22 protein-coding genes and 1 other annotated feature (1 of these 23 cut by a window edge) are annotated in these 24017 nt (G+C 31.2%); of the genes, 8 read left to right on the plus strand and 14 right to left on the minus strand.

Translation table 11 applies throughout. The features are described 5' to 3' along the window. Positions 1–223 (minus strand) — a binding site (T-box leader); it reaches 42 nt to the left of the window's first position. Positions 224–378: 155 nt separating this feature from the next. Beyond that, positions 379–672, plus strand: a complete 294-nt coding sequence (locus C661_RS0116735; protein ID WP_017416500.1) for a hypothetical protein — start codon at positions 379–381, stop codon at positions 670–672. A gap of 181 nt (positions 673–853) precedes the next feature. Continuing rightward, entirely contained in the window at positions 854–1705 is an 852-nt protein-coding gene (locus tag C661_RS0116740) for a GNAT family N-acetyltransferase (protein WP_017416501.1), read from the plus strand. A gap of 174 nt (positions 1706–1879) precedes the next feature. Here C661_RS0116740 and C661_RS0116745 read toward each other — a convergent pair whose 3' ends face one another. Then, positions 1880–3307 (minus strand): potassium/proton antiporter, encoded by a 1428-nt coding sequence (locus tag C661_RS0116745; RefSeq protein WP_017416502.1) that lies wholly within the window; start codon positions 3305–3307, stop codon positions 1880–1882. A gap of 489 nt (positions 3308–3796) precedes the next feature. Between C661_RS0116745 and C661_RS22200 the strand changes: the two genes are divergently transcribed. After that, complete coding sequence (locus tag C661_RS22200; RefSeq protein ID WP_192812673.1) at positions 3797–5683, plus strand: S8 family peptidase; 1887 nt, start codon at positions 3797–3799, stop codon at positions 5681–5683. Between the two features lie 102 nt (positions 5684–5785). Here C661_RS22200 and C661_RS0116755 read toward each other — a convergent pair whose 3' ends face one another. The 9 genes from C661_RS0116755 to helD form a co-directional block, all read right to left on the minus strand. Continuing rightward, on the minus strand, positions 5786–7795 hold the full coding sequence (locus tag C661_RS0116755; RefSeq protein WP_017416504.1) for a sensor histidine kinase: 2010 nt from the start codon (positions 7793–7795) through the stop codon (positions 5786–5788). Next, positions 7773–8465: a response regulator transcription factor gene (locus tag C661_RS0116760; RefSeq protein ID WP_017416505.1), complete on the minus strand. Its 693-nt coding sequence runs from the start codon at positions 8463–8465 to the stop codon at positions 7773–7775. Before C661_RS0116760 ends, C661_RS0116755 begins: the two co-directional genes overlap by 23 nt. 212 nt (positions 8466–8677) lie before the next feature. Further along, positions 8678–9280: an SOS response-associated peptidase gene (locus C661_RS0116765; protein WP_017416506.1), complete on the minus strand. Its 603-nt coding sequence runs from the start codon at positions 9278–9280 to the stop codon at positions 8678–8680. 153 nt (positions 9281–9433) lie between these two features. Then, on the minus strand, positions 9434–10129 hold the full coding sequence (locus tag C661_RS0116770; protein WP_017416507.1) for a hypothetical protein: 696 nt from the start codon (positions 10127–10129) through the stop codon (positions 9434–9436). 303 nt (positions 10130–10432) lie between these two features. Beyond that, positions 10433–11170, minus strand: a complete 738-nt coding sequence (locus C661_RS0116775; RefSeq protein ID WP_017416508.1) for a GntR family transcriptional regulator — start codon at positions 11168–11170, stop codon at positions 10433–10435. Between the two features lie 19 nt (positions 11171–11189). Continuing rightward, positions 11190–11975 carry a fructoselysine 6-kinase gene (gene frlD / locus C661_RS0116780; protein WP_017416509.1) on the minus strand — a complete coding sequence of 262 codons (786 nt, stop codon included), beginning with the start codon at positions 11973–11975 and terminating at the stop codon, positions 11190–11192. A 14-nt stretch (positions 11976–11989) separates the two neighbouring features. Next, the gene (locus C661_RS0116785) at positions 11990–12706 is read right to left on the minus strand and encodes a GntR family transcriptional regulator (RefSeq protein WP_017416510.1); all 717 of its coding nucleotides are present in this window, start codon (positions 12704–12706) and stop codon (positions 11990–11992) included. 141 nt (positions 12707–12847) lie between these two features. Continuing rightward, positions 12848–13873 (minus strand): fructoselysine 6-phosphate deglycase, encoded by a 1026-nt coding sequence (gene frlB, locus C661_RS0116790; protein ID WP_017416511.1) that lies wholly within the window; start codon positions 13871–13873, stop codon positions 12848–12850. A gap of 313 nt (positions 13874–14186) precedes the next feature. Then, positions 14187–16472 (minus strand): RNA polymerase recycling motor HelD, encoded by a 2286-nt coding sequence (helD, locus tag C661_RS0116795; RefSeq protein ID WP_017416512.1) that lies wholly within the window; start codon positions 16470–16472, stop codon positions 14187–14189. Between the two features lie 499 nt (positions 16473–16971). Here helD and C661_RS24030 point away from each other — a divergent pair, with 499 nt between their 5' ends. From C661_RS24030 to C661_RS0116815, 3 genes are all read left to right on the plus strand, one after another. After that, a complete protein-coding gene (locus C661_RS24030; protein ID WP_017416514.1) occupies positions 16972–17115 on the plus strand; it encodes a hypothetical protein in 144 nt (47 codons plus the stop codon). Further along, positions 17096–17860 carry a MerR family transcriptional regulator gene (locus tag C661_RS0116810; protein WP_017416515.1) on the plus strand — a complete coding sequence of 255 codons (765 nt, stop codon included), beginning with the start codon at positions 17096–17098 and terminating at the stop codon, positions 17858–17860. Before C661_RS24030 ends, C661_RS0116810 begins: the two co-directional genes overlap by 20 nt. Before the next feature lie 65 nt (positions 17861–17925). After that, positions 17926–18399: a flavodoxin gene (locus C661_RS0116815; RefSeq protein ID WP_017416516.1), complete on the plus strand. Its 474-nt coding sequence runs from the start codon at positions 17926–17928 to the stop codon at positions 18397–18399. A gap of 388 nt (positions 18400–18787) precedes the next feature. Here C661_RS0116815 and C661_RS0116820 read toward each other — a convergent pair whose 3' ends face one another. Continuing rightward, complete coding sequence (locus C661_RS0116820; protein ID WP_017416517.1) at positions 18788–19558, minus strand: DUF2087 domain-containing protein; 771 nt, start codon at positions 19556–19558, stop codon at positions 18788–18790. A gap of 518 nt (positions 19559–20076) precedes the next feature. Here C661_RS0116820 and C661_RS0116825 point away from each other — a divergent pair. Together C661_RS0116825 and C661_RS23235 are read left to right on the plus strand one after the other, a co-directional pair. Then, positions 20077–20718, plus strand: a complete 642-nt coding sequence (locus C661_RS0116825; RefSeq protein WP_017416518.1) for a lactate utilization protein — start codon at positions 20077–20079, stop codon at positions 20716–20718. Between the two features lie 87 nt (positions 20719–20805). Beyond that, on the plus strand, positions 20806–21279 hold the full coding sequence (locus C661_RS23235) for a GNAT family N-acetyltransferase (RefSeq protein ID WP_017416519.1): 474 nt from the start codon (positions 20806–20808) through the stop codon (positions 21277–21279). Positions 21280–21490: 211 nt separating this feature from the next. Here C661_RS23235 and C661_RS0116835 read toward each other — a convergent pair whose 3' ends face one another. From C661_RS0116835 to C661_RS0116845, 3 genes are read right to left on the minus strand one after another with little or no spacing between them, the layout of a single operon-like run. After that, a complete protein-coding gene (locus C661_RS0116835; RefSeq protein WP_017416520.1) occupies positions 21491–22318 on the minus strand; it encodes an undecaprenyl-diphosphate phosphatase in 828 nt (275 codons plus the stop codon). Between the two features lie 11 nt (positions 22319–22329). After that, positions 22330–23067, minus strand: coding sequence for an ABC transporter permease (locus C661_RS0116840; RefSeq protein WP_017416521.1), 738 nt, complete (start codon positions 23065–23067; stop codon positions 22330–22332). Continuing rightward, positions 23060–23983, minus strand: a complete 924-nt coding sequence (locus tag C661_RS0116845) for an ABC transporter ATP-binding protein (RefSeq protein ID WP_026051101.1) — start codon at positions 23981–23983, stop codon at positions 23060–23062. Before C661_RS0116845 ends, C661_RS0116840 begins: the two co-directional genes overlap by 8 nt. Positions 23984–24017 lie beyond the last annotated feature (34 nt).

Genomic DNA, 24017 nt, shown 5'->3' on the forward strand with positions numbered 1-24017 from the left:
TATTAATACGTTGCCATATTAACCTCTTCGGGTACTGCAAAACGTTAATACCCTAGCTCTGTAACGGGAGCAACCGCCATAGCCTCCCCTTTACAAATATATTTATAAAGCTTCGGTATGGAGCTCAGAGGCTTGTTTCAATATATATTTATCTGCTCCTTCTCAGCTACCAGAGCTCTCTGTAAAAGTCCTATATATTTACTCTTCTCATCATCGCTATATATGATTTTATTTATATTATATTATAACAACTTCATTAAGTTGTCAACAAATTAAAAAACTTCTCATCACCCCTAAACTTCCCTTTGTAAAACTAGTTCTATAAAGGAATTTGCCACATAAAATTATAGAAAAATATTTATGCAAAGGAGAATAAAAATGATTAACTTCCCACTATATATTCCTGAAAAAAGAGAAGCAGATAAAAGGGTATTCTACCGTTTTGTTAAAAATGAATTTAATAACAAGAACTATATATTGTGCCTAGACATTAAGCCCACCGAGGCTACCTTAGGTGTATTAGGTTTTAATAGTTTTAAAGCCTTCGAAACCGAGGCTGAATTAAAGGATTTTTTTGGTATTGTAAGTAACGTTGAAAAATCTATTGAAGGCATTATGCTATTTAACGAGGAAGGTCAAAAGTTCTTAAGTTTAAAATCATGCTACCCTTAAAAACCACTAACTAATAATTACTTACTTGTTGGCATTTTGATTATTAAATTATCTATAAAAAGTAAATTAAACCTTAAATTGTTTATATATGAAATTCATGCAATTGTAAATTTTAGGTTTTACCTATGTGAAAATCATTTTTACATTCTGATTAATACTATTTTTTTGGGGGGAATTTATTGTGATAAGAGAGTTTAATCCTGAAGATAAGGATAATATTATAGAGATTCTAAGCAAGGGCTTTATATTAGATCAAAGTGATATAGATAGTTTTTTTCAAGACCAAAACAGAAAATTAATGGTTTATGATGAAGGTGGTATCTGGGGGTTTGGATATTTAAAAAATACCAACAAAGAATCTAAGGAATACTGCATATTAATTTATGTTCATCCACACTGGAGAAAAAAAGGCATTGGTACTGCAATTTATAATAATCTTACCTCTTCCCTAAAAAAACTAAACCCTAATCTTTTGACCACTTATTTTAGATTAGGTAAGGAAGATTTTCAAGGTTTCTACAGAAAATTAGGTTATAAAAGATGGTGGGGCTGTCACGAAGCTTACTATACCGGTTCCTATCAACCTAATATGGATTTAAATTTTGTAAATTACGAAGATAAGTACTTTAATAGTTATACAAAGCTTATTCAGGAAGGTTTTTATGAATTAAGAAAAGAAAATGATATAAAACCTTATAAATGTGATTTTAATGAAAAATATAGAGAATACCTGCTAAATTATAAAAGTGATATATACTTATTACTTAATAAAGATCATATTATGGCAACTGTAGTAGTTCAAAATGGATATTTAGATAATATTGTGGTTGCTCCTGAATATCAAGGACAAGGACTTGGAAAAAAAGTCACTCAGTTTGCAATAAATAAAGCCTTAGAAAAAGTTCCTGCAGAATCAATCCACCTCACAGTATTAACTTGGAATAAAAAAGCTCTAAAACTTTATATGGACTTGGGCTTTGAAGTTCTTCATACTGTAGATTTTTATAGACAGTTTTGTGATAAACAGCTTTAAGTTAATCTTCAAGCTGAAAAGCCTTAGGGATTAAGAAATGCTTGGTACTGGTTGTTTCTATTATTATTCCATTATAAAACTACAATCATAATATTAATTCTAAAAAAAGAGTAAACTTAATTCCAACAAAGAAACCTTAGGTAGTAATTTTTCCACCTAAGGTTTTCTCACTATTTAGATTACAGTTATATCTTTAAGCAACTGAAAATTATTCCCAGTAAGCACAAGGGTATCCCCTTTTTTAATTACAGAGGAGCCTTTAGGTGTTATGACCTCATTCTTTCTTTTTATCATTACAACTAAAATTTCTTCAGGTATATCTGCATCCATTATCATTTTATCTACCCAAGGACTATCTTCTTTAATAACCATTTCTATTAATTGAGTGTAAATTTCATCTTCATAGTCATTGAATACTTTAAACTCAGATACTTCCTCTTCCACTAAATCTAGCTTATTTGCTAACTTTGGAAGAAGAGCCCCTTGCACACTAACAGAAAGTAATGCAATTATAAAAACAGTATTAAATATTTCATTTGCAATTGGAATTTTATTAGTTAAGGCATAGGTTGCAAATACGATGGATGCTGCTCCCCTAAGACCGACCCAAGACACTAACAATTGTTGCTTTATTGGAGTTTTAAACCATATAAGTATGCTACTCACTGCAATAGGTCTTGCTATTACTACTAAAAATATTGCAATAAGGATACTGCTACCAAGAACTGATGAAAATTGAGAAGGAAAAACTAATAATCCCAAAGTGAAGAATAATATAATTTGCATAAGCCAAGACACACCATCAAAAAAGTGATCCATGCTTTTCTTATGAGGAATTTTATTATTCCCCATAACAATTCCAATTATATATACAGCTAAAAATCCATTTCCACCCGTAAAATCACTTAGAGCATAGCCTAGAATTACAATAGCTATAACTAAAATTGGATATAAGCCATCAATTTCAAACTTAATGTGCCTTAAAAGAAATACGGATATTACTGCTAAAATAATCCCAATTATTAACCCGAAGAAAATTTGTTTCCCTAATAACTGTAATATGGATTGTCCTCCACTACTAGTAATTAGAGATAAAATCACCACTGTAAGCATATAAGCAACAGGATCATTGCTACCACTTTCTATTTCTAGCATAGGTGCAAGACCACCTTTTAAGTTCAATTTTCTTGATCTAAGAACTGAAAACACTGAGGCTGCATCTGTAGAAGAAACAATAGCTCCTAGAAGCATTCCTTCTAAAAGTGTAACCTTTAAAACAAAATGAGCAAACACTCCAGTGAAAATTGCTGTTAGAACTACTCCCACTGTAGATAAGAGTATAGCTTGTGGTGCTATTGATTTTGCTGACTTCCAGTTAACTCCAAAGCCTCCATAAAACATAATAAACACAAGGCCTATATTAGAGATTTGCTGGGTAAGTACAGAATCGTCAAAATATATACCACCTATACCATCATAGCCAAGGAGCATACCTAAGGTAAGAAAAATTAAAAGAGTGGGGATTCCAAATCGATACAATAATTTACTAGATAATACAGAGGCTAGTAATACTATACCTGATAGTAATAAGATTTCAGTCATTATCATCTTCCTTTCTTAAAGTAATTATATTGTTGTATGAAGGTGACTGCTTTTGCATGAAAACTTTATATTTAATAATATGATTTATTATTATAATGCATTATTTTATAATATATGAATTACAAACAAATGTGATTTCTCTTAAAATAGATTGTGTTTATAAACTGTATTTTAAATGACACTTAAATAAGACATGTTTCCATATATAATTATACATTTTTTTGCGGTAATGTGACTAATAATTTTGAAATATTAAATAATTGTTTACATTATGAACGATTATAAAACATTTCTACATTCCTCACATGATTTTAAATGCTGTATTTAAAAATAATTGTAAATTATTCTCATTGATTTCCTCGCTGCTTTTGAAGATGAATAAAATAAGTTTTTCTTTCATATTTCCCACGTGAACTATTAGCCTTTAACTTAATATAATATGAGTAAAAGAATGTATTAGGGTGATAAAATAACATGAAAATTCATAGCATGGATTGTTCGAATAATGACTTTAGAGAATTAGGTATAGAAAACAAAACCGTATTGTCCACAGAAGCATTTAATGAATACTACACCAGTGGTAATTATGAGACTTACTTTATAGAATACTTTGGAGATATTGCTTCTGCCTTGTCTAAAATTAACTATGCTGATGTGTACATTACTGATAAATTCTTTGCAATACTATTTGTAGAAAGAGGCATGCTTAACACACTACTTCAAAGTGTTCCTGAAATTACTGCAATACAACAAAATTTCACTTATACTCTTTCTGAACTTATAATTGATAAGGATATTAGCAAGGAGTCTATTTTTTATCCAGATAGTATTCCCCTCAATGGTGAAGGTGTGGTAGTTGGGATTGTTGGTGCTGGTGTGGATTACTTAAGCCCAAGATTTATTACAGAAGCAGGGAATAGTAGAATCCTATCTATATGGGATCAAACCATAAATACAGGTCCTAGTCCTGAGTTTTTTCCCTATGGCACAGAATACACTAAAGAAAACATAGATACTGCACTTAAAACCAGTGCTCTTGGAAAATCCCCATATGAAATAGTTTCCCATAAAGATGATATTGGTCATGGAACAGCAATAGCAGGTATTATTGGTGGTAGAAATTTAGGTGGTGAGGATAGCTTAAAAAGCATTGTTCCTAAGTGTGAATTTGCTATTGTTAAACTTGAGGAAGCACAGGAATCCGTATTGGAATCAGCTGGAATAGAAAAAGCTACTAAAAATGTATACCAATCTACTACTATATCTTCAGCAATAAGATATCTTTCTGATTTACAGGTAAAGCTAAGAAAACCTATGGTGGTATATCTACCCCTTGGTAGCAACTTCGGAGGGCGTGATGGTGAAAGTATACTAGAAAGATACATTGATAACTTGACACAAAGAAGAAACTTTCTAGTGGCTACAAACACAGGTAACCAGGGAAATGGTAGAACCCATACCAGTGGGACCATTTCCTCTACTGGAGATACAAAGGATATCCTTGTAAATATAAGTGAATTACAAAGAACTTTAAATATATCAATTTTCACTCGAAGACCAGATATTATATCCATAAGTATTACTTCTCCAAAGGGAGATACTATAAGTAAAATTCCTATACCTTCCATTGCTGAGCAAAATAAATACTTGACCTTTGAAGAAAATAGCATTAGGATTGACTATTTTGCGCAAGAAACCTTAACTGGAGCAGTAAATATAAATATTTTAATTAAGAATACCATTGAAGGCCTCTGGAAAATAAGCCTTTTGGGAGATTATATTGTAAGTGGTATATATGATGCCTGGATACCACAGTCTGAATTATTAAAAGGTGATACCAGATTTTTAAATCCTGATCCTTATACAACTTTATTGACTCCATCTACCTCAATAAATGCTATGGTAACTTCTTACTATAATCAAATAGAAAATACTATAGCAGAAAACTCCGGAAGGGGTTATCCCAGGAATGGAAGAATTGAGCCTGCCATAACTATTGAAGGACTAAATTTACTAACCTGTGGCTTGGAAGACTCATTAATACTTGGTAGTGGTGCAGCTATGGCTGGTGCCATATTAGCTGGAGCAGTAGCATTAGTTTTTCAGTGGGGTATAGTCCAAGGTAATTACCCAGAGCTCACCCCTCCACGAGTTAAGAATTATTTAATTGCTTCTGCAGTTAAAGATGATGACAAGATATATCCAAATCAAGAGTGGGGTTTTGGAAAATTGAGCCTAGAAAGATTGTATGAGGTATTATACAGAACTAGCAATATTAATATTCCTAGAAACCGTAATTTATCCAATAATGATGAATTCAATAGCTACTTGTATATAAACATTCCTGAAGAAATATATAAGAATATCAATAAATAAAATTTTCATATCATAATTTAATTTATGTTTTATAATGAAAACTGTCCTTATATGCATAAAAGGAGATTACCAGTCCTTGGCAACCTCCTTTTACCTTTTTATTTATATTTGTTTTGCTTTTGGAAAAGTGACTTTTAGCTTAAATAAGTCTCCATCCACCTCTATATTTAAAGTTCCCCTTTGAAGTACAATTAAACTTTTAGCTATAGCTAGGCCAAGCCCTGATCCTTCAGTATTCCTTGCTCTGTCCCCTCTTGTGAAACGCTCTGTAATTTCCTCTGGACTAAAATTCATTTCATAAGATGAAATGTTTTTAAAAGTAAAACTTACTTCTTGCTCATCCTCTACAATGGTAATATAGACTCTAGTGTTTTCCATAGAATACTTTAAAATATTAGTCATTATGTTCTCAAATATTCTATAGGTTCTTCTTCCATCTAAGTTGCATAAGATTTTATTTTCAGGTGCAGCAATTTTCATTTGCAAGGTACTATTATTTATCTTTTCTTCTAGTTCTCCTAGGGTTTGTTTAAACAATGCCACTACATCTAATTTTTCTAGCTGTAATTCTACATTCCCACTACTTGCCTTGCTAGCTTCAAACAAATCTTCTATTAAACCCTTTAATCTTTTAGACTTTCTATCTAGAATATCAATATATTCTTTTCTATTTTCCTCCGTAAGGTTCTCACTCTTTAATAGGTCTACATAAGTGATAATTGAAGTCAGAGGGGTTTTTAGATCATGAGAAACATTGGAAATTAGTTCAGTTTTCATTTTTTCGCTAGTTATTTCCTTATCTATAGCTAATTTAAACCCATTTTTAATATTATTTAGGTTTGTAGCTACGGGGCTTAGAATTCCTATATTTTCATCAACTACCACATCAAACTCTCCCTGAGCCAGTTGCTTACTGCCTTCATTTAAAGCCTTAATTCTATTAATCACATTGTGCAAATATCTAAATAAGAAAGCTGTATAACCAATTGCTATTATGGCACCCATAAAAGATGTGGCAGCAATAATCCATAAAACAAATAAATTAATAACAAGGACAAAAAGAAGTTTTTCATCCTCTTTCTTATTTAAATCTAAAGAGAATATTCTTTTAACTAAACTCCTTAGTTTTCTAAGGGTATAAAGGGCCAACCTGCCAAAAATACTATTTCTAATAAAACCATTTTTAAAGCCATTGAAATAAATATACTTAAAATACACAAAGGTTAGATATGTTAATAAGAATAGTACAAAGGTTACTGGTATACCAATAAGATAAAAATATTGATTTCCACTATATATTATATTAACTAAATCTAAGGGTCCATTTACCATAAAATTATTATTTAGTTCCCTTAGTCCTCCAAGAAAGATTATTCCCAGTACCATCCAAAGGAAGAACTTAAGTTCTAAATACATTTTGTTATATAGATTACAAATATCCACCTTTTCCTGATAGGAATATGGAACTGAAAAAGCTATAATCATTAAAATAAATACACCAATTGCTCCAATACTCATAATTAAAATTATATTTGGTTCAATACTGTTACTTTTTATGTTTTGAACGAAAAAATCATTATAACTCTCTAAGTTTTTTGGAACTATATAAGTAGCTTCTAAATTGAAAAGATTTTTATTAATAAGGTTACTTTTATTTTTTAAACCTAAGTTATTTAAAAAATCACTTTTGTCAAACTTTATAGCTGATGAAGTTTCAACTGTGGTATTTCCAACTTCATCTACTTTTAATTGAAGATAAAACTCACCATTCTCTTTTTCTCTATCCACAGCTTCCTTTGAAATATCCTGCATATTGGTAAAGGTATTAGTGCTTTTGTCTTTACTTACAATATACTTAATGCTTTTAAGATCTTCGTATCTATTATCATACCACTCTGGACTAGTAAAATATGCTGTTAACTGGGCTAAAGTATTTGAAAAATTATAGCTCTCTAAATACTCCTTGGTATTGTCCTTATGAGGTAAAAAAGTACTTTTCAAAGGTAAATAACTGCCTACTGCAATAAAAGTCAGAAGTAGTATTGAAATTAAGGTACCTAGGGTAGATTTAATAAACTTATTTTCTTTATTATTGTTCGAATTTGTATCCAATGCCCCACACCACCTTTAGATATTTTGGTTCCTTAGGGTTTATCTCAATTTTTTCCCTAATTCTCCTAATATGAACTGTAACTGTATCAGCACCACCATATGCCGGCTCCTGCCAAACTCTTTCGTAAATTTCATCTATAGAAAAAACTCTATTAGGATTGCTCATAAGTAAATAAAGAATCTTATACTCTAAGGGAGTTATTTTTACTGGAGACCCATCTACTAACACTTCCTTATTGTTATCATTAAGTTCAATTCCACCAATTTTTATACTATTTTCTTTAACCGTAGCAGCAGTGTTAACATAACTATTGCATCTTCTAAGATTTGAATTAACTCTTGCCAGTAGTTCTAAGGGATTAAAAGGTTTAGTAACATAGTCATCTGCCCCAATATTAAGACCCCATATTTTATCCATATCCTCTGATTTTGCAGAGAGAATTATAATAGGCACATTGCTCTTTTCCCTTATTTTCATAATAGCCCCTATACCATCCAACTTTGGCATCATAACATCCATAAGTACTAAATGAACTTCTTCATTTTTAAAGATTTCCACTGCTTCTTCACCATTAAAAGCCTTAAGCACATTATAATTTTGGTTTCTTAAATATATTTCTATAGCATCATTTATTTCTTTCTCATCTTCGGCAACAAGAATATTATACATAGCATTCTTCACTCCTAAATTCATCATATAATAAACATTTTATATATTTATAATAGCATAGACTTTCTAAGATTTAAGTATTATATTTATTAAGAATTTCTTACAAAAGAAAAAATGTGCCTTCCAGTGAAATTCATATTGTAGTTACTTGTACAAAAATTAAATCTTAACAGAATAGATTTTCACTAAATACTCTTCCTTTGTGATTAAATTTAAAATAAAGAAAGCTGCTGAGCTTCACTAAGGGCTGTAATATTTAATGTATTCTTGGTATAAGGCTTTAACATTGTTCTAATACATTCTTTGTTAGCTTTAGAATTTAAAAACTCTCTTTCTAAATCTCTATCAATAATCAAAGGCATTCTATGATGAAGAGACTTTATTTCTTCATTTGCTTCTGTAGTTAATATTAAAAACCTATCCTCAAATGTTCCATCCTTCATTACAAATCTTTTAACTATACCTCCAAAGGAGAAAATAGGCATGGTTTTTATACTAATGGAATGTTTCTCTCCATTCTTCCACTCATAAAAACTATTCACCGGTATCAAACATCTGCTATGTTCCATGGCATAGGAAAACATAGGCCTTTCAAAAATAGTCTCACATCTTCCATTGATCATAAGCTTATCCTTTGTTGGAAACCCCCAATTCAAAGCTTTCAATTCATTATTGTACATCACTAGAGAGGCATTTGATGGGAAAATTTCTCCCTTACTATATTTATGTTCATTGTTATATTGTACTTCCCTAACTATATTATAATATTCCTGTAATTCCTCTAAAGAGGTGTTTAAAAGAAATCTTCCACACATAACTCCAACGTCCTTTCTAATAACTAAGTTTTCTTATGCACTAATTCTATCATACTTAAAAAACAAAAAAGAAGATGCTATATGAAAAGCATCTTCTTTTATAATTAAATTTATTCCAGTTTAAGATAAGTTACTTTAAGCTTCAAAGAACTATTAATTTGCTGAAGAAGTAACTTTCTTAGAGTTATTTAGTTCTTTCTTAAAGTGTTTATACCCTATTAATACTATCCAAACATAAGCCAAAGTCTTTGGAATCATCAGTATTCCCACAGGTCTATAAATTGTTCCCCAAAGTACTACTGGTATATATAAGGCAAAGGAAAGAAATACAGCTAAGGCCATGAACTTATAGTCCTTATCCTTGTGTTTCACTGCTTCTCTATACATAATGTATATCATTATAATACCCATTATTGCGAAAGGAATATTTCTATATATTCCCCAAGAAATTGGCGAATTATATATGAACCATTGATTTTGTGGGAAGAAACAAAGAATTATCCTGATAGCTGCTAATACCCCAATAACTGCTCTTAAATTCGTAGAATTCTTAATATCAAAACGAAGTTCCCAAATTCTATATAAAATCACATAAAATATGGTCATAGTTATTGATGTAATAAACTTTCCAAAACCAAGGGCTCCAGCATGAGATTCAAGGCCTGTTGTAAGTAGTGCATAGGATCTAGGAACTAGATGAAAGGCATCACCAAATCCTAAAAGTACTGACATATATCCAAACAATTTAATGTACTGATTGTTCTTACCTTTAATTATCATTTGTAGTCCTAAAATAATAACACTTGACAGATAGATAGCATCAAATAAAGTTTCCATGATAGCTTGCATAAAAAAACCTCCTTAAATTTTTAATAATGAACATCGTTCATTTGATTTTAATAAAAAATTATATCCTGAGATATAAAATAAAATTAGTTATAAAGTTTATTAGTTTTCAAATGAACCATGTTCATATCATATTATAATTTTGAATCTTTGTCAATAGTATAAGTAAGAAATCTAAAAACAATTGCTACAATCACTGAATAAAGAAAACCTGAAAGTTCTCCTAATAAAAACTTTCAGGTTTGTTATTTTTTATGCTAGATTTATTTTTAGCTATGCCTCTTATTCATGTGCATCCTTATATATTTAATTCTCTCTTTGAAAGTGTACAGTAAAATCACACTTATCTCCTCGAGTGTAAGTTCTGCTAAACTCAATTACTCTATTATTTTCATCATAACTAGTACATTCAAACAACATTACAGATAAGTTTCCCTCAATACCAAGCATTCGTGCATCCCTTTGATCTAGCTGAGTCAATTCTAAGGTTTGATAGGCCTTTGAAACTTTTATACCGTAAAACCCATATATGTCATAGATTGAAAACACTCCTAAGTCTATCTCCTCTAGGTTTGGTATCAAATATTTAGGTATAAATATTTCCTCTAAGGAAACAGGTTCCTCATCCGCATAACACATACGTTTTATATAATAAACTTCATCCAAGGGATTAATTTCAAAAAATAATGAGTATTTCTCCCCTGCTGGGCGTAAAATCTTTGTTATAACCTTAGTTCGTGGCTTAGAATTCTTCTTTTTCATGGTTTGACTAAAGCCTTCTAGGGTTTCTAAATCCCTTTCCACCTTCTTTCCAACTACGTAAACTCCCTTGCCTTTAACTCTTTTCAATATTCCCTCATTTACTAAGGCATCAATACCACTACGCACCGTCATTCGATTTATTCCATAGGTTTCAGCTAAATCATTTTCAGAAGGAATAGCCATGGCTGGAAGAAACTCTCCTTCTTCAATCTTATTTCTAATTACTTCTCGAAGCTGTAAATATATTGGGGATTCATAATTAATTTTTTCTTTACTCAACATATCACCTCCCCCTAAGGTATTACCACGCACCATTATACTGCAAGGTAATGGCTGCATTTTTAGCTCCTTCTTCCATAGCTTTCTTTAAATCTTCTTCTTGAAGAATGCTTTTTAAGAAGCCAGCTATGTAAGAGTCCCCAGCTCCCATGGTATCCTTTACTTTGCATGGCACAATACCACAAGTAAGGAATTTTTTTCCACAGTAACATAAACTCCCCTTATCTCCAAGGGTTACTGTAACAACCTTAGGACCTTTTTCATAAATCTCTTTCATAAATTTTCTAATAAATTCATTATCTCCTTTATCATAGGCAAAAAAGGCATAATCCACTTGATAAACTGCCTTCTCAACAATAGGGTGAGACAGTTTATTAGCAAAGTCAAAGGCAACTAAAGCACCTTTTTCTTTTATCTTGTGAAGGTCCTCCTCTATCATTCCCCAAATTCCTGTAACCACCATATCATGGGAACATAAAAATTCAATATCCTCTTCTGAAAGTTTAAACTCTGCCAAAACACCTTCATCATAATCTCCAAATACCCGTTCTCCATTAATTAGTTCTACTTGAGCTACTGCTGTTTTCCCAGGCAATATTCTTACATGAGAAATATCAATATTCTTTTCCCTTAAAGACTCTAAAATTAACTTTCCATTTTCATCATTTCCAATTACTCCTGTATAAGAAGCTTTTCCACCTAATCTTGTAAAATAAACTCCCACATTAACTGGGTTTCCACCTGGAAACCCTTTGTTAAGACATTTATAATAATCTATACAATTATCCCCCACAGTTGCAAGCTTCATAATCTCCCCCCTTTTTACGTTAGTACACTTGAAAACTTAATTTTATCAGCTGTAACAATTGACTTAAAATACTCAACTGGATGATCCTCACCATCATAAACTATTCCTGAAACATAAAACACTGCTTTGCCAGGCTCAATATTTAATAGCTCTGCTTCGTAATTTGTAGCGTAAGTAATACCTATACTTTCTTCTCCTTTTGTAAGGGTAACCCCCTCCTCCTCAATTACAGAGTATAAAGATTCCTTAGAAAAATCATGGTTAGTTAGCATTGAAAATCTGCCATAGTCCATAAAAGAAGTCTCAATAGTGACAGGTTCTTCATCAATGTAGCGCAGCCGTGTTAACACAAAAATTTTACTCCCTAAAGTTAAATGGAGCTTTTTAGTAGTTTCCTTATTGCTCTCTATTACTCTATAGTCCAATATTTTGCTAGTAAGAGTTTTGTTATGACCTCTAACTTCCTCAGATAAGGAGCTTAAATTCTGTAGGTTTCTTATGAGCTTAGGTTCAGAAACATAAGTTCCAGAACCTTTCTTTTGATAAAGTTTTCCTTCAATAACCAACCTTTGAATTGCAAAGCGAAGGGTTGTTCTATTAAACCCCCACATTTCACAAAGATCTCTCTCAGATGGAATTTTTTCATGGGGTCTTATTTTATTTTTAATAATATAATATTCTATTTTTTCAATAGCCTCATCTCGAAAATGATTTTTATATTTTTCCTCCATAAATGCCTCCTAAATTTAGATATACCCTTTAATTAATTGTAGTATTATACCCACCTGAAAGCAACATATTATTGTACAGGTGGGTATACAGAAGTTTATATCAAATTATAGAGAGGTAAAAGTATTACAAATGCGAGTAAGTTAATACTTCATTAATCCCCCATAATAGCGTCTGTCATCTGGATTATGATCTTTGCTAATTGATAAATAGTAGTAGAAAAACTCTAAAGGTACAAATAAAACCATAGGTGAAAGCATTGGATGCAAATCACAATTTAACTCTGCATAATCAAAAACTATGTAGTCATCAGTAAGTTGTTTTACAAAGTTAATAGTTCTTTCTGTTGTATGTCTTGATTCATCTGTGCCAAGGATAAACACATAGGGTACTCCTTTTTCTACCACTTCTAATGGACCATGTCTAAATTCTGCTGCATTAAGCATACATCCATGAGTCCAAGTGAATTCTAACATAGTAATAATTCCTTCTTTATATGCTAATGGGCGAAGTGGACCTGCCGCCACAGTATAAATAAAAGGCCACTTGCTTGCTTTCATTCCTAGTTCTTTAGATTTTTCTTCAACAGAAACCACAAGATCAGCTAAAACCTCAGGTAGCTTTTTCATATCTTGAAGAATCTTTGTTACCTCAGCATTTTCCTTTATAGCATTTATATAACTGCATGCAAGGTAATAAGTAGAAATTAAATGAATTTCCCAAATACATTCAGCTCCATAACCAATTACAAATTCTGCTGCCTCTGATAGTGGTGTATTGGCAACATCGCGAGTAATTCCTAGGGTTAAAGCTCCCTTTTCTCTAGCACGATTTATAGCTTCATAAACCTCTTCAGTTTTTCCATAATGAGAAACTCCAACAACTAAAGTTCTTTCATCAAGTTTTGCTGGAAGGTGGTCTAAGAAATCAAAACCGCTGTATGCTTCACAGGAAATTTCCGAGTATTTTTCAAATAGCATTTTTGTAGTTTGGCAAGCACAAAGTGGTGACCCACAAGCTACAAAATAAACGCGATCTATTTTTCTTTCTATCATCTTCCTAACAATAACATCAATTTTAGGAAAATCATTAGTCATTAAACTTTTTACTTCAGTAACCATGTTTTCAGTCACTAAAAAATCAACGGTATTTTTATCAATATTTAACATATCCCCTTATCCCCTTTTCAACCTTTAAATAACTATACAAGTTAACCATATTTTTAAACCACTTTCATTGTATCACCTTTTAGAATATTATGTCAATTGTTAACAATTTAACTTTTCTCACAAAACCCAAATTCAGTCCATCTTTCCGTGTTAGGTTGGAACAAAAAAGCCATAGAGCTTTATAAAAAATTAGGGTTTAAAATAACAAAAACTGTACACTTTTATAGACAGTTTTGTGATAAAGAATTTTAAAATATAAAAAGATGCTTTTACTAAGCATCTTTTTGTTATATCTCTTGTAATATTAAACATTTTAGTATGACTTGGAACTCGTATATAATCTTGGGTCTATGTCCTGAATAAATCTTGATGCCTTATTAACAAAATGAATATGAAGCCTATGAAGAGCTCTTGTACAAATAGTATAAAATAATTTTCTCTCCCCTTCTTCCTTATATTCTCCTTCATCTCCATCAACTATTATAACCCCATCAAACTCTAGTCCCTTTGCTAAATAAGAAGGTGTTACTGTTATTCCCGAATTAAACTCTGAGTCATCCTTTTGAAGTAAATGTATTTCCTCTTCAATACCACCCATCTTCATTAGATGTTTGTAAACCCTTGAGGCCTTGGAAGCAGTTCTGCATATAATTCCTATGGATTCCATTCCAGAGGCTTTCATTGCTTCAATATCATGAATTACAGCTTCCATCTTCCCTTCCTCATCTAAAGACTTAATTACTTTAGGCTTTTCCCCTTCGCGATAGGTATTTTCAAAATTATAAGCCTTTAAAATTTCCCTTGTAAAGTTAGATATTTCCGTGGTACAACGATAGCTTTTTGTAAGATTCATGATTGAGGATTTCCTATCCCCAAAAATATCAGCAATTACATTATAATCTAAAGTATTTACATTAGGATTAATAGACTGATTTATGTCTCCTAAGATGGTGAAACCAGCTTTAGGGAACAGTTTCTTTATAATTAAATACTGGAAAGGTGAGTAGTCTTGAGCTTCATCTATGATTACATATTTTATACTATTCATTGCCCTTTCGCAGCCAAGGGCATAATTTATATAAAGCAGTGGAGTAATATCCTCATACTTTATTAGGCCACTTTGAAGAAAATTAAAGGATTGATTTAGGATTTCCCTAATATTAGCAGGTAACTCTAAGCCTTCAGCTAACTTTAGGAACAACTTTTCATTACTTAAAAGATTCTTATAGCTCCTTAAAGGGTTTATTGAAAGTGTACGTCTAATATAACCTTTCAAATCCTGTAATTCGCTTTTAAGCTTCACTCTGCTCATTGACTTAATATCATCATAGAAATCATCACTTTCACTAAGTTCTTCTTCTATTTGCTTAAGCCTTTCTTTTTCCACAGGTTTAATACGTTGTTCTATATCCTGAATAATCTCCTTAAATCTGTGATCCATTGGCCACTTACTGTAAGTGGTGTAAAACAAGGACTTAATTTCCTCTCCCTTAATAATTGGGAAGCCTTTGAAATTAATATCTGAAAACTTTACACCCTCTCTTTCGATATAGTCCACATATCTTTTTATAACTTCCGCAAACAAAACTGAGGTTTTAAAGGTAATATTGTCTTTTCTTAAATAATAGTCTCTATTTCTTTTTGCAGAAAGTATATATTCCATTTGCTCATTAGAATCTTCTATTCTTAAATTTCCCTTTAAAGAATTTCTCACATATTCCATAAAGGTAGTTTGGTACGCATTATTTTCTCCAAGCTCTGGCAGAACCCCTGAAATATAATCATTAAAGATATCATTAGGAGAAAAAATCACTACATCCTCGGAGGTTACATTCTTGTTGGCATACTTATAAAGAATATAGGCAACTCTATGAAGGGCTATGGAAGTTTTTCCACTACCTGCTGGTCCCTGAACAATAAGCACAGAGTTATCTTCATCACGAATTACCTTGTTTTGTTCCTTTTGAATAGAAGTTATTATGGTCTTCATCTTTTCATCGCTACTTTTGCTTAAGGTTTTTTGAAGAATATCATCATCAATTTTAAGACTGCTATTAAACACATAGTCAAGATGTCCCTTTGAAATTCCAAACTGTCTCTTCAAAGTGACTTCCCCAGCTATTGTTCCTTCTGGACATTTATAAGAAGCCTTACCCTCTTCATTCTCATAAAACAAGCTGCATACTGGAGCTCTCCAGTCGTATATAAGCATTTCATAATCTTCATCAATTAAAGTTCCAACACCAATATAAATATTATCTTGAGATCTTTCTCCCTGCTCTAAAAAGTCCACTCTGCCAAAATAAGGTGATGATAGCAGTTTTTTAAGCTTCTTAACTGCAACATTTTTTGTTTCTTGCCTTTGTTCTTCTCTTTTTACAGCATGAATGTTTTGTGTAATATCTACTATGGTATTTAAGTCAGACATGCTTTCAGGCACAATAGGTTGTGTTTCCCAGAAACTTTTTTTAATTTCCTTAGCTTCATTTATAGCTCTTTCTTTATCTTCCTCAGCCTGTGCAAGTTGCTCTTTAATAGTATTAATAGTTTTCTTTAATCTCTCTTCTTCATAGCTTCTTTCTTCAATAGAAATACTCATATAAACCTCCATAATAACTTAATTTGAAATAAAAACTTATAAAGTATAACCTCCCTGGAATATATTTTGTATATAAATTTACATAGTAACTAAAATGTTATCCAAAAATTTTTATGTATAGCAGTCAGCTATCTTTGTAAAGTCTTGATTTTGGTTCACTATAACATAATATAGGAAAAGTTATCAAAGTGTAAGACTGTTAAATAAATTTTATTTATGGTATAATATAGGTGAGGGATAGAATTGAATAATAAGCTTAATAAAAGATGTTTATATATAAAAGGAAAGTCAGCTAGACTTTCCTTTTTACTTTATACTAAATTAAACCTTTATGCAAATGCTAATAATATAAGTTTTTTATGAGAATTTTTATATTACACTTAAGGAAGCTATATGAGTTTCTTTTTACTTAAAGTTATTCCTTGACTACAACCTTACGTCATAGTTTACAATATAAAATATAAGTACAAAAATAAATATAAAAGCATTCTCTTCTTTCATGATTTACGTAAATTATAAAAAGATTCTACTATTTCCTAAAGCAGATAACCTTGAACTATCTGTAATTGAGACTGTTATTGCACCTACAAATTTAATACTAGAAGAGGCAAAAGGAGTTTGGCATGAAAAAGCAAACATTTAATGTTAAAGACATTGTTAGGATAACAGGTGTAACCACAAGAACATTGCACTACTACGATAAAATAAACTTATTAAAACCAAGTGGAAAATCCGAAAATGGCTATCGTGTTTACAACAAAGAGGATCTAGAAAATCTTCAAACCATTTTGTTTTTCAAAGAAATGGACCTAACTTTAAAAGAAATATCGAATATTATGAGGCTTTCTAAGGAAGAGCAGCGTAAAGTCTTAAATCAGCATTACCAAACTTTAATACTTAAACAACAGAGATTAGGAACAATTATTCATGCCGTAGAAGATTATATATCTGGAAAAGATATATTTAACTTGAATATTTTTAAAAATTCAACGGTGTTGCCACTACAAGAACAATATAATCGCGAGGCCAAAATAGTGTATGGTGATACAGAAAAATATAGGGAATATGAGAAAAATCTAGAAAAACTATCTGATGCTGAAAAAGAAGTTTTTAAAGATGAATTTGCACAAAACATGGAAAACATCTTTAAAAAGTTAGCCTCCCGGATTAATCAGGTTCCTTCATCAAGTGAGATTCAAGAATTAATGGAAGAATGGAAAAGTTACCTAGAGAAGTCCATGGTTTGCGATAGAGAAATACTAGAATGCATTGCACATACTTATAAAAATGATAATAGATTTAAAAAATATATTAATCAATTTAGTGATAAAGATTTAAGTAGCTTTATTTACGAGGCAATTATGCATTATACCAAAAATGTTAAATAGCCTATTGATAAATAGCTTTATAAATAGCTTTATAAACTGAAATGCAAAAAAGGAAGTGACAGATTATGAAAGATACACTAATTGTTTATTATTCTCTTTTTGAAACCACAAAAAATTTAGCCTTAGAAATAGCAAAACAAACTGGTGGCACAATAAGAGAACTTATACCAGATAAGAAATACTCCTTTGACTATAACACTGCTTGTAAAGAAGCCAGGAATGAAATTTCCCGCGGATTTTGCCCAAAACTATTAAGTGGGAATGAATCAATAGATGATTATAAAACAATATTTATTGGATCACCTAACTGGTTTAAAACATTTGCTCCTCCAGTTATGAGTTTTCTTAGACAACATAACTTTTCAGGAAAAACAGTAATCCCCTTTTGTACTCATGGAGGTGGTGGATTCAGTAGAATTGAAGATGATATAGCTAAAGAATGTTCAGAATCCATAATTTTACCTGGTATTGCTGTAAATGGCATTGTTGACCCTGAACAGGTGGCAAGTTGGCTTGACTCACTTGGCTTTGAGTTATAATCCATTTACATTTGCGAGGTTAATAACTAGTAAGTATAATTTAAAAATTTAAGTATATTGTAGGCTTACAAAGTGAAAAGCTACCTCATTCATCTTCCAAAAGCCTTAAGATAACTAATGCAGGACCATAACTACAAATTAACTTGTAGTTATGGTCCTCTATTAGTTATGTTGTTTTGTAAAGCTATGTTTTTTGCTTCAGTAAAAAAACTCTAATGGAACCAAGTTAGGAGTACTGAAAAGTTACTTTCTGACCTTGGTTCCTTTTTAAAAACAAAGGATGTCATTATGATCTTCCTTAAAAGTTCCTATGCTTTTAGCATTATAGACAGAATAGCCAAAGCTAAGAATGAATACTCTTCTCTATTTTAAACCTTCCACTTAATTACTACTCCTTAACCCAGTAGCTGCTACAGTCATCTTTTCTATCAAAAAATCCGTATTCAATTAGAGCTCTTCTTATGGTTACATGGTCTTCATAAATTCTCTTTAAAACCCTATTAACTTCTTTCTCAGAATACATCTTTCCCTTTGAAAAACTCTTAGTTATTTCCTCAAGGACAATTATCTTCTTTTTTGCCTTAACTGGGAAGTTTTTCAAGGCTCCGCTTTCATCCATATAAGTTTTTAGTGTGTCAGCCTTCTCTTTATCTGTAATGTTATACCTATCGTCTAGAGCAGTTGCTGACTTGTGAGGATCACAAATAGTTTCCTTTTCAAGAGTACTTATTTTCTTACTTGAACTTTCAGAAAGTAGGTCCATCATAGCTAAAAATAACCTAGCTTGTTTTTCCTTTTCTCTCAGTTTATATCTATGGTTTCTAATAGTTGATCCAGCTACCCCTAAACTTGCTGCAATTTCCTTATCTGAAAGTCCCTTTGAGATTAGCTTTACAATTTCTCCTTGAACCCCTGATACCCCTGTAAAAGTTGAATTCATTTGAAGTAAATAACTAAGCATAGACTCATGAGCCTCTGCTATATGCAGTTCTGCCGCCTTTTTTGCATCATATAAATTAGAGTCTATTTCATATATACGTCCTTTTTCAAAGATTTTCTCACAAACTACACATATATACTCCTTTTCAGTTTCTATAATCCCACTTTTCACCTCTTCTATGGAGGCTTCCCAAAACAGTTCATTCAATTTTGTTTCCATAATTCTCATCACCTTTTCAATTAATCTATATTATATATATTATGCTATATTTCATTATTTGTCTATATATAAATAAACATTTTTATACTATGTTTATTTATATATAGACATTTTCTTGTTTTTCTTGATTAGGTGTTAAATACTTTTTACTGTAAAAGTCGTAAAAATTTCCTATGAATTTTAATAGGCACTATAAAGCATTAATTAAAAATACTATAATAATGCTTATAACTTATATTGTTACTGAGTATTCCACATGCTAAAATGCAAATAGATGAAAGTATAAAGACTTATAAGTTTATTCTCGCAAAACTACATGGTATTATAGAAAAATAACTTCTACAGCTGTGGAAGAAGTATTTTATTGTTTTACTGATGTTGAGCAAATAAAAATACAATACTATCTATTGATATCTCAAGTAATTGCTGGTAGGAACAAGACCTTCTATAAGCTTTTTAAACTACCACCATTTCTTAGAGCTTTTCAAATTTAATATTTAGAAAGGATATTTACTTTTATGGATAACAACGTTTTATGGTACTTAGAAAAACAAGTTGAAAGAACTATTAGTAATTTGCAAAAACGTAATATGGAAGGCTTTTTCGTAAAGGATGAAAATGAGCTAAAAGAACTGTTAATTCAGCTCATTGCTGAAAACTCAGTAGTGGGTGTTGGAGATTCCATGACCTTATTTCAAACTGGTGTTATAGATTTTCTTCGTAGTAGAGACTATAACTTTTTAGATAAGTATAAAGAAGGTATTACCAGTGAGGATAAAAAGAAAATTTATATTGAAAACTTTTCTGCAGATACCTTTATGTGCAGTACTAATGCCCTAACTGAAGAAGGAGAACTTTATAATATCGATGGCAATGGCAGTAGAGTTGCTCCAATGCTCTATGGTCCTAAACAAGTTATTATAGTAACTGGAATAAATAAAATTGTTAAGAATATAGAAGAAGCTGAAAAAAGAGCAAGAAACTTTGCTGCTCCAATTGATGCTAAGAGATTAGGAAAAAATACTCCTTGTACCAAATTAGGTTATTGTATAGACTGTAAAAGTCCTGAAAGAATCTGTAATGATTTCACTATTATACGAGGTCAATTTATTAAAGGAAGAATAAAAGTAATAATCCTTGGAAAAGCCTTAGGCTATTAAAGAATTTCTACATAAATTAAATCATACTAGGAAAATTTTAAAATAAAAATTATAAATAAAATAAATAACTCTAAATGGGGTGGCATTGTGATAAAAACTGAAAGATGTATTGTAAGGGATTTTGAAGAGAAAGATTTAGATTTATTCATGGTTTACAGAAATGATGAAAAGTGGATGAAGTATCAAGATTTTAAGAATCTAACAAAAGAGGAATATAGAAAAGCTTTATTAAAGCCTTTAAATATTGAAAAAGGAATGCAACTTGCCATTGCTGATAAAACCACAGATAATCTTTTAGGCGACTTATATGTGGCAAAAAAAGATAAAACTATTACAATTGGATATTCTATTAATCCTCTTTATTCTCAAAAAGGATATATGGTAGAAGTTTTAAAAGCCTTATTAACAAAGCTAAGAGTAGATTATGCTGATTGTGAAATCGTTGCTATGACTGATAAAGAAAACCTTCCATCAAAAAACTTATTACTTAAATTAGGCTTTGTCTATGATGGTTGGATAGAGCAGTGGCAATCAGAAGTTTATATATATAAGCCAAATTAAACCTTTAAAATTATTAAATTTTATTTATATTTTCTTTAGTTTTATAGACAAATAATTATAAATAAAAACAAAGGTATAAAACTCTCACAAGTTTTATACCTTTATATAAGGAAACAAAGTCAGCATATAACTAATATATTGCTCCTACCTAGGTTCCATTAAAGCTATTTTCTAATAAATAAAATAAAATTTTATTCTGTAAGCTTAAAAATTATACCATCCAAAAGTATAGTAGCACTATAATTCCAAGAACTATTCTGTACCAACCAAAGATTTTGAAATCACGGTTTTTAATGTATTGCATTAAGAATTTAATTATTACAACGGACACTACATATGCAGTAACCATTCCTACTAGTAAAATTATTGCCTCTGATCCTGTAAAGGCAAGACCGAATTTTAATAATTTAAGTAAGCTTGCACCAAACATTACTGGTACTGCCATGAAGAAGGTAAACTCTGCTGCAATGGTTCTGCTCATGCCTATGAAGATACCTCCAAGGATAGTTGCTCCTGAACGTGAAGTTCCTGGGAATACCGCAGCAATAAGTTGGAAGAATCCAACCATTAAAGCAGCCTTAAAAGTAATCTGAGAAATTGTATTAATCTTTGACTTTTTACCCTTATTTCTGTTTTCAACAACTATGAATAAAACTCCAAACAGGATAAGCATTATAGCTACAGTTTTATAATTGTAGAATAAGGCTTCAATCTTATCATCCCATAACACTCCAACTAAAGCAGCTGGAATACAAGCAACTACAATTTTAATCCACATTATAATAATATCTTTTTTAACAAGTAACTTGCCTTTACCTAGGGTAAAAGGGAATAACTTTTTCCAGTAAGTCACTACAACGGCCAAAATTGCACCAAGTTGTACAACAACTAAAAACATTTCCATGAAAGCTTCAGATACGTTAAGTTTTACAAACTCATCTAATAAAATCATATGTCCTGTACTACTGATTGGTAGCCATTCCGTTATTCCTTCCACAATACCAAACAAAATGGCCTTTAATATTTCAAATATTTCCATTCTCTTTCCTCCTATTTTATATCCTGTTTTTTGAAGTATAAAATGCTAGCAGCAAATCCTACTACAAATGTAATTAATATAATTGTTATGGCAATGCCAATACCATAGCTGAAATTCCCAATAAGATCCATTGCAATTAAATACCCAGATGACCAAGGAAAAAGCACAGCTAAATCTTCATTGGATAAAGCCACATTTCCTAGGGCAACAGCAGCCACTGCAATGATTGGTGGCACTAAATTTTTGACCCATAAGGTAATAAATACAAAGGGTGACATAGTTAAATACAAAAGACTTGCACCAACTATATACTGCCTAAGAGAAATTAATAAAATGGTAAAACTAAATTCCTCAGCCCTTCCTAACACTCCTAAAAGCAAGGTTCCTACCCACCCTACTAAGGTTAATATAATAATCCAGATGAAAAGCATTAAAAACTTTCCTAAAATAAAGGAAGTTTTAGACACTGGAATAGTTATTATGGCTTTTAAAGTGTTTTCAGTGTACTCACGACTAAAAAGATAAGCTGCAATAACTCCATAAACAATTAAACCAAAAAGTAAAAGCACATAAAGGCTTGTTTGATCAAATAAATCCTTATAGGTTATAATCATCTCTGGTTTACTAATTCTAGCTTTAATAAGTCCTGCAAACACCATAATTGGTGCAACCATTCCTCCTAAAATGCTGATTAAAAACATTTTAGAACGTTTTAGCTTTAAAAATTCACAGTACAAAATATTAGCCAATGGTGCCACCCCCTATAAGCTTTGAGAAGTAATCTTCAAGTTTTTCCTCACTTAAATTAATCTTACTAACTTCAATTCCGTTTTCTATAAATAAACGGTTGAAATTACTTCTTAGTTCAAAGTCTGAATATAATCTGAGGTGTCCATTGTCATGTACGCTATAATCATGGAAACCATGCTTTTCTTCTAAAAGTAGTGCAGCCTTATTTTCATTAGAAACCTGAAACTCCACATATCGCCTATTTCTTTTATGTAGCTCCGCCATAGAAATTTCTTCAAGAAGCTTTCCTTCATGCATCACCCCTATGGTGTCAGCAATTTGCTCAACTTCACTTAAAATATGACTAGAAATTAATATGGTGGTTCCTTTTTCTTTACAAAGGTTCTCCAAGTAATTACGAATTTCACTAATGCCTACAGGATCTAGTCCATTGATAGGTTCATCTAAAATAAGGAGCTCTGGTTCATGCATTACTGCTGCTGCAATACCAAGACGCTGCTTCATACCAAGAGAGTAATTAGCAAAGACCTTTTCCTTCTCTTTATGGAGTCCAACAGTTTCTAGTGCCTCCATAATTGCTCCTCTCTTTTGTGTCCCACGAAGCTTCTCCATAATTCTTAAGTTTTCTTCTCCTGTCAAGTTTTCATAAAATCCTGGTGTTTCAATTATTGAGCCAATTCTACGATAAGTTTGTTTTGGATTTTTTCTATAATCCTCACCAAATAATAATATCGCACCTTCAGTAGCTCTGGCAAGACTTAATAACATTCTTATTGTAGTAGTTTTGCCTGCCCCGTTTCTCCCAAGGAGTCCATAGATGGTTCCTTTTTCAACTTTTATATTAACTCTATCAACACTAATTTGATTTCCATATACTTTTGTAAGATCTTGAGTTTCAATTATGTATTCCACTATCATCGCCTCCATAATTAAATTATACAGAAGAAAA

It is taken from the genome of Clostridium tunisiense TJ (assembly GCF_000300195.1).
Lineage (GTDB): Bacteria > Bacillota > Clostridia > Clostridiales > Clostridiaceae > Clostridium_J > Clostridium_J tunisiense.

Coding starts and splice junctions, on each gene's coding strand:
- C661_RS0116775 (WP_017416508.1), bottom strand. CDS start 11,170: ATGTTGAGTAAAGAAAAAATTAATTATGAATCCCCAATATATTTACAG.
- C661_RS0116825 (WP_017416518.1), top strand. CDS start 20,077: ATGGATAACAACGTTTTATGGTACTTAGAAAAACAAGTTGAAAGAACT.
- frlD (WP_017416509.1), bottom strand. CDS start 11,975: ATGAAGCTTGCAACTGTGGGGGATAATTGTATAGATTATTATAAATGT.
- C661_RS0116735 (WP_017416500.1), top strand. CDS start 379: ATGATTAACTTCCCACTATATATTCCTGAAAAAAGAGAAGCAGATAAA.
- C661_RS0116760 (WP_017416505.1), bottom strand. CDS start 8,465: ATGTATAATATTCTTGTTGCCGAAGATGAGAAAGAAATAAATGATGCT.
- C661_RS0116785 (WP_017416510.1), bottom strand. CDS start 12,706: ATGGAGGAAAAATATAAAAATCATTTTCGAGATGAGGCTATTGAAAAA.
- C661_RS0116770 (WP_017416507.1), bottom strand. CDS start 10,129: ATGCAAGCTATCATGGAAACTTTATTTGATGCTATCTATCTGTCAAGT.
- C661_RS24030 (WP_017416514.1), top strand. CDS start 16,972: ATGATTTACGTAAATTATAAAAAGATTCTACTATTTCCTAAAGCAGAT.
- C661_RS0116765 (WP_017416506.1), bottom strand. CDS start 9,280: ATGTGTGGAAGATTTCTTTTAAACACCTCTTTAGAGGAATTACAGGAA.
- C661_RS0116835 (WP_017416520.1), bottom strand. CDS start 22,318: ATGGAAATATTTGAAATATTAAAGGCCATTTTGTTTGGTATTGTGGAA.
- frlB (WP_017416511.1), bottom strand. CDS start 13,873: ATGTTAAATATTGATAAAAATACCGTTGATTTTTTAGTGACTGAAAAC.
- C661_RS0116810 (WP_017416515.1), top strand. CDS start 17,096: ATGAAAAAGCAAACATTTAATGTTAAAGACATTGTTAGGATAACAGGT.
- C661_RS0116820 (WP_017416517.1), bottom strand. CDS start 19,558: ATGGAAACAAAATTGAATGAACTGTTTTGGGAAGCCTCCATAGAAGAG.
- C661_RS22200 (WP_192812673.1), top strand. CDS start 3,797: ATGGATTGTTCGAATAATGACTTTAGAGAATTAGGTATAGAAAACAAA.
- C661_RS0116815 (WP_017416516.1), top strand. CDS start 17,926: ATGAAAGATACACTAATTGTTTATTATTCTCTTTTTGAAACCACAAAA.
- C661_RS0116745 (WP_017416502.1), bottom strand. CDS start 3,307: ATGACTGAAATCTTATTACTATCAGGTATAGTATTACTAGCCTCTGTA.
- helD (WP_017416512.1), bottom strand. CDS start 16,472: ATGAGTATTTCTATTGAAGAAAGAAGCTATGAAGAAGAGAGATTAAAG.